We start from the raw sequence: 15,608 nt of genomic DNA, 5'->3' as shown, positions 1-15,608 counted from the left end.
TTGAATTCAGGCTGTAAAATATTCATAAACCGTTATTGCGAGGCACGAAGCAATGACGGTTTTGCTAAAACCCCTTTTGTCATCCTGAGGAACGAAGGATCTACTCTCCACCATGCTTCTTCGCTCTGTACAGTTTGCAAATAGATCCTTCGTTCCTCAGGATGACAAACCTTTTAACGTCATCTCTCCTTCAGAGTGCCCCGGGTTTTATCACTCGCAATGACGCGTGGTGTTTGTTTTGTAAGATTAGTGAAATTTTAATCCTTCGGAAAATTTCTGGTTCAGACCGCCACAGCTGCTTTAATATGCGGCCAGGGTTCATAGTTTTCCAAAGTGAAATCTTCAAACTTAAACGCGAAGATATTTTTAACCTCCGGATTAATTTTCATGGTAGGCAGCGGGCGAGGCTCGCGACTTAATTGCAGGCGGGTTTGCTCCATGTGGTTGTTGTAAAGATGGGCATCGCCAAAGGTGTGAATAAAGTCGCCGTAATCCAGATCGCAAACCTGGGCCATCATCATCGTGAGCAGCGCGTAGGACGCGATGTTGAAAGGGACCCCCAAAAATATATCGGCACTGCGCTGATAAAGCTGACAGGATAATTTGCCTTTGGTTTCTCCCTTTGCCGGGTTGGCCGGCTCCACATAAAACTGAAACAAGCTATGGCAGGGTGGCAGGGCCATCTCGTTTACATCGGCAACATTCCAGGCCGATACAATCATGCGGCGCGAGTCGGGGTTGTTTTTGATCTGATTAACCACCTGGGTTATCTGGTCAATGTGCCCGCCATCTGGTTTTGGCCATGAGCGCCACTGGTAACCATACACCGGGCCAAGGTTGCCTTCGGCATCGGCCCACTCATCCCAGATGCGTACGCCGTTTTCTTTCAGATAGCGGATGTTGGTATCGCCGCTTAAAAACCATATCAGCTCGTGGATGATAGATTTGAGGTGCAGCTTTTTTGTGGTCACCATCGGGAACCCTTCTTTCAGGTCGAAACGCATCTGGTAGCCAAACACACTTACGGTACCGGTTCCTGTCCTGTCGTGCTTTTGCGCGCCGGTTTCCAATACATGTCTCATCAAATCGAGATACTGTTTCATTTTGTTGGGTTGATTAAGTGAATTGTTGATTGGGTGAATGGTTGATAAGGAGAGCGGTTGATTGAGTTGCAAATCAATGACCATTAAACTATTCAACAAGCGAACCAACGAACATTTTCAAAAAGCAAAGAAAATTAATCTGTCTTAAGTATCCTAATTTGTGCAAAAATACAATTTTGTTAATTATTCTTAATCGCCGGGAACATGGTAACTTTGCGCCTTGTTAACCACTCACTTAATTTAACTCAAGCAACTACTCACTATCACATATGATCATTTTTCCGAACGCAAAAATAAACATTGGCCTCAACATTACCGAACGCCGCCCTGATGGTTATCATAATCTGGAAACCATTTTTTATCCCATCAATTTAAAAGATGCATTGGAAGTGGTGGCGAGCGATAAGCTTAGCTTTACTTCATCGGGACTTGACATACCGGGGACGGAGGAGGATAACCTTTGCGTTAAAGGTTACCACTTGCTGAAAAAAGATTTTGACCTCCCGCCTGTAAATATCCACCTGCACAAAAACATTCCGATAGGCGCGGGCCTGGGCGGCGGCTCTGCCGACGCTGCTTTTTTTATCAGGCTGATGAACGAAGAATTTAAACTCGGTATCTCCATCGATAATATGACTGACTACGCGCGCCGCCTTGGTGCCGACTGCGCTTTCTTCATTGAAAATAAACCTGTCTTCGCTTTTGAAAGAGGGGATGAGTTTGAAACGATAAAGCTCGATCTGTCGGCCTACAAAATTGTGTTGGTAATGCCCGATATTCATATCTCTACTTCTGAAGCTTTCGGCGGCATAAAACCTACCCCGGTAAAAGACTCTTTACTGGAGCTCATCACCGAGCCGATAACCGAATGGAAAAAGCATATCAAAAATGATTTTGAAACATCGGTATTCAAAAACCATGTAGAAATCCGCGGGGTTAAAGCAGCCCTGTACCAGGCGGGTGCTATCTACGCCAGCATGAGCGGGAGCGGGGCATCAGTGTTTGGGATTTTTGATCACACCCCCGATCTGGGATTTTTGGAAGGGGAGAACGAAGTTTTCTATTTATAATTTCGGATGTGCCAACTTGATGTCATTGCGATCCGTTAGCCAACGGAGGCAATCGCGAACCGTACAAGTCCGTCCTGTATAGTTCGCGATTGCTTCGTGCCTCGCAAGGACATGGGGATTAAACTCCCGCGTCTTCACTTACTCCTCTGCCAAAACCTTCCACCCAGTCCCTGTCACCCATTCCTTTTGCAACGGCGCTTAATAAGCGGCTGTGTACGGCGTTTACGAGGGGCAAGGGTGTTTCACTCACCTGCGATAGTTTGAATGCAAGGCGCGCGTCCTTGTAGCCTAATTTGGCTTTGAAACCAACCGGCTCGTATTGCTTGTTGGCAATTAGCTTTCCGTAGTTTTGATAGATGGGCGCATTGAATAAAGTCGAGCCAAAAAAGTTGGCTACCTGTACGCGGTCCAGCCCACTTTTTTCTGCAAGGGTGTAAGCCTCTGCCATCATTTCCATGGAAGCCATAATCATGAAGTTGCCGGTTATTTTCACCACGTTGGCAGCGCCTGTTTCTTCACCAAAATCATGAATGGCTTGGCCCAGGCATTCAAGCACTGGTTTGGCTAAATCTTTTATTTGCTGCGGACCGGAAACGCAGATGAAAAGTTTCTTAGCGGCGGCGGCCTCGGGCCTGCCAAACACAGGGGAGGCCAGGTAATGGCTGCCCGCTTTTTGGTGCGCTGTAGCTAACTCCACAGCCAGCTCTGGCGAGATAGTGCTCATGGATATGTGCACAGCATTTGGCTGTAGGGTTTTTAAAATTCCGTGGTCGCCTGTAACCGATTCTCGCAGGATCTCATCTTCTGATAGCATGCTCACCACAATGGATACCCCAACAGCGGCATCGGCCGGGGTAGGGCATTTGGTGATCTGGCTTGGGTCAAGCTCGTCGGCTTTTGAAAGGGTGCGGTTATAAACTTGTAAATGGTAGCCTTCGCTAATGAGGTTTTTGGCCATGTTGATGCCCATGTTGCCAAGGCCGATAAAACCGATTTTCTTTTCCATAGTGTTAGCTGATGTAGTCTCTGTCTTCGTCACTTAGTGTATTGTTATCTTCCTTTTTTTGAATGCTGTCATGATAGCCGCCAATATCAAATTTTGGCTTTTTGGGCCGGCCTACCATAAAGCCTAAAATAAAACCGATCACGGTCATCGTGATCATGAGGGCAAGTTTGGAGACTCTGAAATTCATGAATAAAAATGCAAACGTAACCTCGTCTGTATTTTGGGCGAGTGCTGCGGTAAGCAAAATTGTGATGACGATTATGGTGATGGTTTTTATGCTCATGGTGATTTGATTTAACAGTTGATACAAGATGAGGTTTTTAAATGTGTATTAAAAATACATTTTGATGGAAGTATTTGTAAGCCCCAAAAAAGAGGGCAGATTGCTTTTGAAAATGATTGATAAAAATCATGGAAGTGGATGTGAATTCTTTCCGTTATAATTTCCCGATTTCCTAAATCAATAACCTTTCATCAAACCAGCTGCCAAACTTGTGGAAATGGTGCTGATGCGAAAAATTTGAAAAGTAAAATCATTTGATTTTTAAAACCCAATTATAAAAATCAGGATGCCATGTTTTTTTCGAGAATAGTTTTTGAGGCTGAAAAATGTAGGGGTTTGCTTTTGTGAGAATCAAATTTTTTCACTCATTTTTTTGGTCCTGTATACAAAGGCGATGGTTGCCGCCATTTAATTACAATTCTCATTTTTTAATTCGATACACTTTGAGTTGAGTGCTCCTGAAGATTGCTTAAATGTATTTATGCATTAATTAAGAACTTGTATTTATCTGAATTATAGTAATTTATACAGGTATATTTTTATGTTTATTTAATTGTACTAATTTTTTTAGTTTTTTGCGTTTTTAGTTAGCTCAGTTTTGTTTGATTTTTACTTTTGGTAATCTTTATAAATATCAGATTTTTAGGTAAATAAAATTGTTATATAAATTGAGTTTTTGATTTTTTTTATTCAAAATAAATCGGATTTAAGAGAGTGTTCGGTATTTTAACGTGGTTTGTGAAATTGTTAATTTGATACACTAACTAAAAATTGAATTTTGGCTGTGTTGGGCGCGAATGCGCGGGAAGCTATCGGGACACCTTTAAAATTTAAAGTGGCTTACAGGGCTTAAAAACGGTTTGTTTTGAGGTGGGGTTTTATCCCCTATTCAGCACTTAATTTGAAATAGACAAATGAAATGGTGGGTAGATTTAATGAGATAAAGGGAAATTACCATCACCGGTAAATGGTAAGATAAATCTACGACAGGAAGAGAGATTAGAAAAAATGAAGAATATTAAGCCCGGTTTTTGCGCCTGGAAATTTGTTTGCGCGCCACAGGATACAGGAAAATTGTAGATAGAATAAGGACAGATCCTACCCAGAAACCAACCGACATTTTCTTCATGTCGCCAAAGAAAATAAAAGCCATGATGATACCGTATACCGGTTCAAGGTTGGTGATGAGTGCTACACGGAAGGCCGAAAGTTCGCGCATTACAGATACCCCTGCAACGTAGGCAAGGGATGTACATACAGTTCCAAGTAGTACCAGGTAACCAATGTCGGCAGGCTTTAATATGAGTTTTTCGTTATATCCATGGGTTGCTAAAAGGTATATGGATATCCATAAAAACGCGCCGCTTAGTTCATAAAAGGCAATGATAGGGGCTTCACTTTTCTGTACAAACCTGGAATTGATAATAGAAAAAAGACTGGCGCAAACTGCGCTTACCAGGCCGGCTATGATACCCTTAGTGTATTGTGTTTCGAATTTGAAAATTAAAACTATGCCACTGATGATTAATAATCCGGCCAGGATCTCCAGTTTAGAGATCTTTGTTTTGTTGATGATGGGCTCAAAAATTGCCGTAAATAAAGTGATGCTGGATAAGCAAACCAACGCTACCGGAACAGTTGAAAGCTTGATAGAAGCAAAGAAAAGAATCCAGTGACCACCTACAAGGGCACCTGTAAAAAGCATTTTTAGCAATGTTTTACGGTCAACTTTAAAGTCGGTTTTGCTGAATCTGAAGTATAAGAATAGCGAAACAAAGGCAATAAGTACCCTATACCACACCAATTGCACGGCAGAAATGGTGATTAATTGCCCTAAAATGCCCGTAAATCCCCAAATAAACACCGTAAAATGTAGTATAATCAGGTTTTTATTTAAGGTATTTGAGGGATTTTGAGCCATTATTTTGGTGCTTTTAAAAGTAAATAATAGCCGAGTATACCAAATATGGTATTAGGAATCATCACCGTTAACAAGGGAGGTACACCTCCTTTTATAGAGAATACAATGGAAAATTTCTCTAAAATTATATAGGTAAAACAAAGCAAAATGCCTATCCCCAACGGTAAGCCCACGCCTCCGCGCACCTTGCGGGAAGACAATGCTACCCCCAAAATAGTTAAAACATAGGCAGACAAAGGGTACACAAAACGGTGAAATTTTTCATAATAAAGGTTGTTTAAAACCTCTGGCCGGCGCAGTTTTTCCTTGTCAATATTCTTGTTCAGATCCTTTAATGACATGGCTGCATATACGTTATCATACACAATAAAGTCGCTTGGATGCATATCCAAAACCGTGTCTTTTTGGCCCAGATTATGGATGAATTGCTCCTTTAAGCCCCTCACATATTTTACTGAATAATCCTTTAATGACCATATTCTTTTCACGGAATCATAGGTTACCTGTTGGGCAATTAGCTTCTCGCGGAGGGTATCACCATTGAATTTCTCCATGATAAAAGTATAACCTGTATGGTTTGTGGGGTCGTAATTTGACAGGTAAACAAAGGTGTGCTTATCAATTTGCATGTGTACCTGGCTCTTGGTTGGGTCATTATCTGTTATACCATTGGCGTTTTCAAAATCGTTTTTTAGGCGATTTGTATAGGGTATAAGGTACACATTGGCGAAAAAAGAAACGACGAATATTAAAGAGGCGGCTATAAAATAAGGTCTTAAAAATCTGTTGAAACTTGCTTTGCCACTTAAAATAGGTACAATTTCTGTTTGGTTGGCCATCTTGGCCGTAAAGAATATTACCGCTAAAAAGTTGATGAGCGGCGACAGTAAATTGAGGTAAAAAGGAATAAAACCGGCATAATACCTGAATACGATATCATGCAAAGTTGCATGTTTATTAGTGAAATTATCCAGCTTTTCTGATACATCAAACACAACGGATATCACCGCAAAAATTGCCATTGTGAATGCAAAAGTGCCCAGGTATTTTTTAATAATAAACCTGTCGATAACCATCAGGTACCGGTGTATAAAAGTCCTCATCGGCAGATTATTTGTTTTTTAAAGCCACGGTTTATATTATGTAAGCAACGCTTATATCCTTTATTTATTTGATTGCAGGAGTATTATAATCGTTGCCCCAGGCGGCCAACCATCATGTTTTTCCATGCATAAAACTCACCGGAAATGATCTTTTTACGGGCTTCTTTTACCAGCCAAATATAGAAATGAAGGTTATGAAGGGTGGCAATTTGCGCTCCCAGCATCTCGCCGGAGTGGATTAAATGGCGTAAATAAGCCTTGCTATAATCTCTATCTGCAAACAATTCACTATCATCTTCAATAGCCGAAAAGTCATTTTTCCACTTTTCGTTCTTGATATTAATGATGCCGTTTTTTGTAAAAAGCATTCCATTACGGGCGTTGCGGGTAGGCATTACGCAGTCAAACATGTCAATGCCTAATGCTATATTTTCTAATAGATTAATAGGAGTGCCTACGCCCATTAAATAACGTGGCTTTTGTTCTGGCAAAATATTGCACACAATCTCTGTCATAGCGTACATTTCTTCGGCCGGTTCGCCTACAGAAAGTCCGCCTATGGCATTGCCTTCACGCTCAAAAGAAGCGATGGCTTCTGCCGATTTCATACGCAAATCCTTATAAACAGACCCCTGTACAATAGGGAAAAGCGTTTGGTTGTAACCGTATTTTGGCTCGGTGCTGTCAAACCTGTCGCAGCAGCGTTTAAGCCAGCGATGTGTCATTTCTATAGAGCGGCGCGCGTAGTTATAATCGCATGGATAGGGGGTACATTCATCAAAAGCCATGATAATATCGGCCCCAATAATGCGCTGTATGTCCATCACGTTCTCTGGTGTAAACAGGTGTTTTGAGCCATCAATATGCGATCGGAAAGTAACGCCTTCCTCCTTTATCTTGCGTACTTCGGTTAAAGAATATACCTGGTAACCGCCGCTATCTGTTAAAATAGGACCCTCCCAACCGTTAAATTTGTGCAGGCCACCGGCGCTTTCCAGCGTGTTGAGGCCTGGTCTTAAATATAAATGATAGGTATTTCCTAAGATGATTTGCGCCTCTATATCACTTTTAAGCTCCCGTTGGTGTACTGCTTTTACTGTGCCGGCGGTACCAACAGGCATAAATATAGGGGTTTGTATAGTGCCGTGATCTGTAGTAATTTCACCTGCGCGGGCTTTTGAAAGCGGATCTTGTGTTGTTAATTTAAATTTCATTTCGAAGGGGCAAAATTAACAAAAAAAGGCTCATCCGGGCCCTCTCCAAAGGAGACGGAGGTAAAAAAGATACAAAAGATCTAAATTTTGCGGAATCAATAAGCTGAACATTCAGGGAATCGCATTTAAAAGAAAACCAGCAGGTTATGACGTCCGCTTTTATAGGCATTAATGAGCTCCTTTTAGTCGGGCTGTCTTTGTATCATTTAATGGTGTTGTTGTAAGTGGTTTATTATCAATATACTTTAATGTTTTATGCCTTATGTTATTGTGAGTGAGCACCAGCAAGCTGAAAAAAACAGTAATGGCATAATTTTAAACGCCAATTTTGTAGAGATGCATAATTGCGTCTACCGTAGGACAATCAGGATTTGCAAGTCGATTTGCATATGCGATTTGCAAGGTCGATTTGCAGGCGGGAGACGCAATTATGCGTTTCTACATTAAAAAATTAAAAAAAAATAGTGGGCGAAGGCCTCTGTGCGATACTCAGCAACGACTCACAGATCTATGTCAGCTCATCTTCCCATCAATGCATTGAGGAAAGCTATGTCAATAGTTTTGTTCACTTTTTTAGATATGTCGGCAAACGAAACAGGCCGTTTAACATCCTCATCGTCAATATAAATAATCTCACCATCCTTCTGGCGAAGCTTGTCAATAACTGTATCGATGAACCAAACGCAATTGGCGTTGATAGCGGGGTTATTTTTTTGATCTTCGGTAAAAAAGGTTAATATGCCAACGTTTAGCCCAAGTATCTGAACCGATTCTGTGGTAGTGGCCAGGTACAAATTATCAGCATTTTTTAAATAAAAAAAGCAGGGACTCTGTTCTACATAGGTTAAAGTGAACTGATTACCCCGGTTCACATCTTCCGTATTAGCAGGAAGATCAAAGTTATTTACTTTAACTGTTTGGCAAATGTTCGGGTACTCACTACAGGTCATTACATGGGTTTTGCCTGTTCGCGGGCTATTGCAGGTTAGCATAAATTTATTATCAGTTAGCTTGATAAACGACCATTGTATACAATCGCCAATTATATTATTGCTGATAATATCTGTAATCCTATCTATCCTGAGATCTACATATTCTACGGGAGGTATGGGCATGTAACCGGGCCTGGGCAGCAAAATGATAACAGCATCCTGAAAAAAACCACTTAAACTGCCTTTGCCTTGTGCCAGTGAAAATAGTTTTCCCTGCATGGGATTAGCATAGTTAATTGAGGCCATGATTTGTAGATTGAATTGGTTTGTGAAAGTGAAATGTGGTTGTAATAAGTAAAGTTTTTCGAGTTTAGCGGCATTCAGCTTTGTAACATGAAATCGATTTTAATAAATTGATAACCATTTGATTAGTTTTTAAATTAAAAGCAAACAGGAGGCACCTACGGAGCCCGGCTTTTGGTTTTATTGTGCTATAAACACGTGACTCCTACGGAGTCAATGATACAGAACCCATTTTCAACTCCAGCGGAGTTACGTGTTTATAGCGAAAAAAATGTCTCGTTTTTGGCTCTGTAGGTGCCTTCTTTTTAAAAGCGATTTCCCTGGCTTGATAATCATTTATTGTGATCTCAAAAACGCATCACACTCTGTTTGAAGCTGATCCCATGCCGCTATGGCTGCAGAAAGGTTTAGGTCGGCAATGAAGGGGAAAGTAAAATCAACCGGGCTTGTTTTTGCAATGGCTTCCAGATCATCGGCAAGTGCCGACCATGCCCCCCGGATACTTCCGGTGGCATGGTCAAGCACGGCTATGCTTGCGGTTATTTCTTTCATAAAACCAAATTCACTACCGGCAATATCACTATCAAGTTCTTGGTTGGCTTTATTAAAGACCTGGATCTGATTTACAATATTGATAAAAGAAGCAGAAAGAGCCTGGGTTGATTTATTTAAAGCTGCTACCACTACTGTTGCCTGTTGCTGCACTGTAAGTGTTATATCCTGCTGATTGTTAATTAATTGCTGTACCGCAATATCCAGTGCCGAAAAATCAGTTTTGGCTTTTGCGGCATACCCCATCAGCAAATTACATTGCAACTTCATTTGCGGGGTAATATTAAGGTCCCAGAGGTAAGCGGCAGCAAGTGCGTCAGAAAAATGAGGAAGGTGCTGCTTGATGGTGTCCTCAATAGCTGCTCCCTGCTTGCAGGTTTTTACACGTGCTTTAATGGCGTCCATATCCGTTTTGGGTATGGTAAACAACGCGCCCATATTAAACGCTATCAATGATCTTCCTGTAGTTCCCATTTTTTTAGGTGATTTTTTTTCCAGGATTTTGTAAATATGGCAGAGCCTGCAAATGACAGCGTTATTTTGTTCACCTGGTTCCGGGGTACCTTTTTATCTACTGCGATAGTCCATTCTGTAAAAGGAGTGGGCTTAAAGTAAGCGGCTTTTAGTTCTTCGGTTATGGCGCCTTCGGTATCTATGATGATTTTGCCATCCTCATTATGGTACGCGAATGTCAGTTTTGTAGGGTTGCTGCTAAAATTATATTTCTCTTTTTGGTACTCATCGGCATATATACCAGAAGTGCGGATGCTTACTTTAAGCATTTTAGTAACGTTGATGCCATGTATCCATGCCCGTACTTTAGTTATCCTAACCCGTTCCAAGTCCTGAAATACCTCGGTATCCTTGTCAACAAGTACAGTAATTTGTCCGTCTTCGATAAACGCCTTAATTGCATCCGGATCGGTAATATTTACACTGAAACCTTCGTCTGATATTTCAAAATCCTGTGGCTTTGGTTCAAATTTTTTCAAGGCATCAGCATAATCGGTTTTCATCGTGGCCACATCTTCTGTAAGCTCCGCTGCTGATTTTAAAATCGATGGAGTGACTAAGGATTTACTCATGGCCCAGTATTTATAAGCCCGGGTATAATTCCTGATGGCCATGTACATATAGGTTTTCATATTCATTTGCAATACATAAACGTTATGCAGGGTGTTTTTATCTATTGCGATATCTCCTTCAAGCGCTTTAAGGTAATCTTTATAGGAGTTGATCATATTTATGCTCACCTTTTTTTGCATGTATAGCCTTGCCAACTCCTGCGTTACCTGTACCATAGTAGCCTGCGCGGTTGATTGCGCTTTTCCGTATATAGATAAGATATCCAGCTGTTGCCTGTAGTCTGCCGCGCCGGCAATGTTTTCACTTTCTGCGCCCTTCATCATATCATCCACCTGTAAGCGAAAAATATCCCACTCAGCCTGGCCCGAAATGTCGCCGGCATCCGGTATCTCAAAATCTGTAACAGCCTTGGTATAGTCCATTTTTTTAGCAGCATCCCTGAGTGCACTCATGAATTTAAAAGTGTTCTCCAGCATTTTGGCTATGTTTTCGAGTTTTGACATAGCCTTGGATAGGTTACCTATTGCTGTTGCAAATTTTGATACGGTTGTTGCGGAATCTGCGGCGGCGCTGGCGGCTGCTCCAGCTTTGGCTACCGCGCCGGCGGCCGCACCCGCAGCCGCTGCATCGCCAACACACATAGCACCTATAGATGCTGCAAAAGTGCCAACGGCCATACAAATCTCAAAAGCGGCTTTTAATGCCTGGTCCTGCTTCCATATCGCCACGCCGATCTCGAAATCGGTAGCAGCCCGCATACAGGCTATGCTTGTGAAGGTCATATTGGCTTGCGCCTGCCCATAGGCATTTGTTGCGGCATCAAGATTTGATACAGCCTGCGCTATCAAACTATCTGTAAATGCAGCGGTATTGTTAAAATAAGTTAGTATTTGATTCCCGGCCTTTATCTGATCGGCTTTGCTGGTTGAATCCCTGGTTATCAGATTGTATTGGGTTTCATAATTACCAACAGCGGCTAAATAGGCTCCTGCAACTGTTTCGTAAATGACCGGACTAAGCAGCGGTACAAAATTTAAATTACTTTCTTCAAGAGTAAGTTCACCCAACAAGGCCGAACTTTGATAATAAAGATCTGCAAGTACAACATTATTTTGGGATGCAGCCTTAACCCAGCCAAGTATAGCTCTTGCCGCGGCCGGTTCTGAATCTACCAGTCGTGTACTAAACTGGTAAAGAGAGGAAAGCGTGAGCTGTAGCTCTACACCAGGTAGGGGATGCACCGGATTATTTGTAATAAGTTTAAGGTGCTCTGAGTTCAGGTTAACCAATTCGGTTTTAAAATCCGCGTGTTTAACATGAATACCTAAGCCCGGAAAATCTGTCAGGGCAAATTTCTTTGCTTCTTCCTGTGGGCCGCAGGTGTTTATTTTTAGTTCGCCGCTAATTTCTGTGGCAAACAGCATAAAAGTTGCAGCATTATTTGATTTAAAATCCATGGTAACTGCAGATGAACTGCAAACCAGCCTGCGGCTGATGATAAATATCCCACGGTTAAAGAGCTGAATATCTGCAGTGGGCATCTTTACAATATCCGCAATGATGTATACAATAGCCGATTTGTGCTTATCCGCAGTTGCCAATACTTCATCCATATCCACAACCAGGTCGCGGAAAATAAGCTGACCATTAAAGGGTATCGTAGCGGTGGTGCATGGTATTTTATTGGAGGTATTCTGGGCGTTTTTATAATAATCGGCCCAGTCTTTTTTGTCATTTACTGAAATTGCCATTTTGAGGGAATTAAAAAGTGAAGTGTAGGTTAACGTTTACAGGCCGGATGTTTCACCCGGCCTGTATTTATGAGGCTTCTTGTTCTTTATTATGCTAACACACGCTCGGGTTGGTGTACACTCACCCTGTTTTTCCGGTCCAGCGCTATTTTAAGTTCATTTGTAGCTTGGATAGCCACTGTTGGGTTGGGTACAATAGTAATATAGGCGTTAATGCGATAATCATTAGCCTCATCAGCTACTTTTTGCCATAATGCAATAGCCTCCTCAATTCCGAGGCCTGCAATAAATGATGGCATATCTGCAATTTCGCCATTAATAGTGGTCAGGATGCTGGAAAGGTCATCCTTCAGCGCATTCCACATACCTTGTATTTTCTGAATGGCGGGAAGGGCGCCATCTATTTTTTGGGTAATGCCGGTGATATCGGTATTAATGCGGGTTAAATCAAGCACAAGTGTGGCGTCGGCGGCAATCTTAGCCTCAAGGGTGTTCACCAATTCGCCAAGCGCCTCTATTCTCGCTTTTGCCTCGGTTGCTTTTTTGCCATAAATACCAGCCACGATGCCTGCGGCAACAGTGCCACATGGCCAAATCCAGGCGTAGCTTGCTGATGTGGCAGCTACAATAACGTCATGCTTATATTCGTCTTCCGCGCCAGAAAGATCAGCCTTATCCTGTGCCAGTTGGGCTTGCATCGTTTTAATTGTTCCGCTTGTTCCTGATATCTTGTCGCTATAAGTTTTAAATAATGTTCCAATAGCAGCTTCATTAACTGATGTATCTAAAGAAAATTTTTGCATCGCCGTTGCAACATTGGTAGCATGGGTTGAAAAAGCCTGCGCTTTATTGATCATTACCTGCAGCGTTTGTTTAAGCTGATTAATTGATACGGTATCTGCGGGGTTGGCCTCAATTTTTAACAGCAATGCCAAAATAGCCCGGTAAAATATCGGTACTGAAACATTGTAAGCAATCAGATCTGAAGCGCACTTCACGCTGTCTGGTTTGGTAACGGTGTCGAATTTATCGCAAATATCATATAGACTTTTGTACCCATTAACCAGAGGCTCAAATTGTTCAATTCCACCGGATGGCACGCCAGGCAGGGTTTTCTGCAATAGCGCCGTGGTAGTAGGCAATAACATGGCACCGGTAACAAATACCTGTATTGATAACCACTCATTGGATGATAGCGCGAAAGTTGTGCCTTTAGCCAGGTCGCGCGGGGTAAGATCGATTTTTGTGTTTGACATAAAATTGTAGGTTAAATTTGATTTTAAAATAGATATGGTTTATTGATTATATTAATTGTTGTGTCGAAAATGCTTACGAATACCTGCTGCTAAAAACAATACTCAACAGACCAGACAATGCCTGAGCCCTTTGAATTATTTGTTTATAACCCCGATATTGGGAGTGATTTCGTTACGCAAGTTCAAGTATTTGCTAAAAGGAAAGCAGGGTTAAAAAGGCTTTTGTTTGAGGGGCTTTTTAGCTGAGAAAACCTATATAACCAGGTGGGATTTCTGAATATTTCAGGGGTGTTTAAAAGGAGGATATCGGTGATGCTATCTCAGAGGCTGTTTAAAAATAAATGAACCGACCGTTATACGAGGTAAGAAAACAACCGACCGCGGGGAACTCATTAATACCTATAAAATCAAAACACATCATTAATAATCCCAACTATGTAGATCGGATTTGCAAAGCTTCTCTGCGAGGCTGGGGCTGCTCCATGCTTACCTATGACGTGTTCGCAAGGGAACTTTTTGTCATCCTGAACGCAGTGAAGGATCTGTTATTCGCCATACTTCTTCGACCTGTACAGTCTGCGAATAGATCCTTCGTTCCTCAGGATGACAAACCTTTTAAAACGTCATTTGCCTTTGTGTATCCCCGGATTCTGTTGGCGTTTTGCATTTAAAAACAGGCTAAAATCGGGTGTGGCAGACGCTTAGTTTTATTTTGGTTACAATCTATCTGAGTGAAGCGTTATCCACACAAATCCCCTTCATCCTAAAAGTGTGGAAAAATACCTTATGCTATGTCCTCTAAATCTTAAATTTACGCCAATTAAGGTCTTTAAATTCGTGTAATTTTAACAACTTTGCTGATTATTACTGTTCATTGGAAACTTATATACAAGACATACTCTTTCTGCTTTTTCAGCTTTGTTTTATTGTTCAGCTGTACTATCTGGTTAGCAACCACAGTCGCCTTGCCGGCTATCATCCCCTGGAGGAATTGCCCAAAGTGTTGATTCCTGTTTCTGTAGTAATTAGCGCGCGTAACGAGGCGCAAAATCTGCAGGAAAATCTCCCATCAATATTAGCGCAAAACTATCCCGATTTTGAAGTTGTGGTGATAAATGATTGCTCATATGATGCATCGAATGAGGTACTGGAAGATATGCAGCGCCAGTATCCACACCTTAAAGTGGTTACCATTACCGAGCATGACCGGTTTAAAACCGGGAAGAAATTTGCCCTTACGCTGGGGATAAAGGCATCAAAAAACGAATATTTAATATTCACTGACGCCGATTGTAAACCGGCTTCGGTAAACTGGATAACCCGTATGGCCGCTAATTTTGGTACCGGCGCCGAGATAGTTTTGGGGTATTCGCCCTATTATAAAACCAGCAATTTTTTAAATAGGTTTACCCGGTTCGAAACCGTTAAAACCGGGATGAACTATTTGTCATGTGCTTTAAACGGCGATCCGTATATGGGTATCGGCCGTAACCTGGCTTACACAAAATCGTTGTTTTTTAGCGCTAAGGGTTTTGCATCGCACATGCATGTAATATCCGGTGATGATGACCTTTTTGTAAATCAACATGCCACTGCAGACAATACTATTATAGAAATTCATCCGGAAACCTTTACTTATACCAGTGCAAAAACTACGTTATCATCATGGTACAGGCAAAAGAAAAGGCATGCAGGTGTGGGTAAATTATACAAGAATAAGCACCGCCAAATGCTTAGCTTTGACGCCGTGAGCGGGTTTTTGTTTTACCTGTTGCTCGTGCTTTGCCTGGTTTTAAAGTTTGAGCCCTTATTGGCATTAGGGTTGTTCATTTTTAGGTTGATTGTGCAGTTGATCATATATAGTAAGGTATTTAAAAAGTTAGATGGTAAAGATCTTATTTGGTATTTGCCATTTTTTGACATAGTATATTATATGTATTTAAATGTATTTGGCTTAGTTGGGGCCTTTTTTAAAACCACCCAATGGAAATAAACGCGAATTTTACCGAGAACGCTAAAAATGATTTT

At 41.6% G+C, this 15,608-nt stretch carries 12 protein-coding genes; 2 read left to right on the top strand and 10 right to left on the bottom strand.

Translation table 11 applies throughout. The annotated features are described in order from the left end of the window. Positions 1-281: 281 nt before the first annotated feature. Positions 282-1,103: a thymidylate synthase gene (locus Q0R88_RS12635; protein WP_295716590.1), complete on the bottom strand. Its 822-nt coding sequence runs from the start codon at positions 1,101-1,103 to the stop codon at positions 282-284. Positions 1,104-1,372: 269 nt separating this feature from the next. Between Q0R88_RS12635 and ispE the strand changes: the two genes are divergently transcribed. After that, complete coding sequence (gene ispE / locus Q0R88_RS12630; RefSeq protein ID WP_295716589.1) at positions 1,373-2,173, top strand: 4-(cytidine 5'-diphospho)-2-C-methyl-D-erythritol kinase; 801 nt, start codon at positions 1,373-1,375, stop codon at positions 2,171-2,173. Positions 2,174-2,291: 118 nt separating this feature from the next. Here the strand turns inward: ispE and Q0R88_RS12625 are convergent, their stop codons facing one another. The 9 genes from Q0R88_RS12625 to Q0R88_RS12585 form a co-directional block, all read right to left on the bottom strand. Further along, complete coding sequence (locus Q0R88_RS12625) at positions 2,292-3,179, bottom strand: NAD(P)-dependent oxidoreductase (protein ID WP_295716587.1); 888 nt, start codon at positions 3,177-3,179, stop codon at positions 2,292-2,294. 4 nt (positions 3,180-3,183) lie between these two features. After that, positions 3,184-3,462, bottom strand: coding sequence for a LapA family protein (locus Q0R88_RS12620; RefSeq protein WP_295716585.1), 279 nt, complete (start codon positions 3,460-3,462; stop codon positions 3,184-3,186). Between the two features lie 1,018 nt (positions 3,463-4,480). Further along, positions 4,481-5,383 carry an EamA family transporter gene (locus tag Q0R88_RS12615; protein ID WP_295716583.1) on the bottom strand — a complete coding sequence of 301 codons (903 nt, stop codon included), beginning with the start codon at positions 5,381-5,383 and terminating at the stop codon, positions 4,481-4,483. Next, positions 5,383-6,486, bottom strand: coding sequence for an LptF/LptG family permease (locus Q0R88_RS12610; RefSeq protein ID WP_295716582.1), 1,104 nt, complete (start codon positions 6,484-6,486; stop codon positions 5,383-5,385). The genes Q0R88_RS12615 and Q0R88_RS12610 overlap by 1 nt, the downstream gene beginning before the upstream one ends. A gap of 83 nt (positions 6,487-6,569) precedes the next feature. After that, complete coding sequence (gene tgt, locus Q0R88_RS12605; RefSeq protein ID WP_295716580.1) at positions 6,570-7,700, bottom strand: tRNA guanosine(34) transglycosylase Tgt; 1,131 nt, start codon at positions 7,698-7,700, stop codon at positions 6,570-6,572. Positions 7,701-8,218: 518 nt separating this feature from the next. After that, entirely contained in the window at positions 8,219-8,938 is a 720-nt protein-coding gene (locus Q0R88_RS12600) for a hypothetical protein (RefSeq protein WP_295716578.1), read from the bottom strand. A gap of 333 nt (positions 8,939-9,271) precedes the next feature. After that, on the bottom strand, positions 9,272-9,961 hold the full coding sequence (locus tag Q0R88_RS12595) for a hypothetical protein (RefSeq protein ID WP_295716576.1): 690 nt from the start codon (positions 9,959-9,961) through the stop codon (positions 9,272-9,274). After that, positions 9,937-12,324, bottom strand: coding sequence for a hypothetical protein (locus Q0R88_RS12590; RefSeq protein WP_295716574.1), 2,388 nt, complete (start codon positions 12,322-12,324; stop codon positions 9,937-9,939). Before Q0R88_RS12590 ends, Q0R88_RS12595 begins: the two co-directional genes overlap by 25 nt. A gap of 89 nt (positions 12,325-12,413) precedes the next feature. After that, positions 12,414-13,580: an alpha-xenorhabdolysin family binary toxin subunit A gene (locus Q0R88_RS12585; RefSeq protein ID WP_295716573.1), complete on the bottom strand. Its 1,167-nt coding sequence runs from the start codon at positions 13,578-13,580 to the stop codon at positions 12,414-12,416. 874 nt (positions 13,581-14,454) lie between these two features. Here Q0R88_RS12585 and Q0R88_RS12580 point away from each other — a divergent pair. Further along, entirely contained in the window at positions 14,455-15,573 is a 1,119-nt protein-coding gene (locus tag Q0R88_RS12580; RefSeq protein ID WP_295716571.1) for a glycosyltransferase, read from the top strand. Positions 15,574-15,608: the final 35 nt, after the last annotated feature.

It is taken from the genome of Mucilaginibacter sp. (genome assembly GCF_025362475.1).
Classification (GTDB): Bacteria; Bacteroidota; Bacteroidia; order Sphingobacteriales; family Sphingobacteriaceae; genus Mucilaginibacter.
The sequence above is the reverse complement of the archived record's forward strand: the minus strand, read 5'-3'. Positions and strand labels throughout refer to the sequence as shown.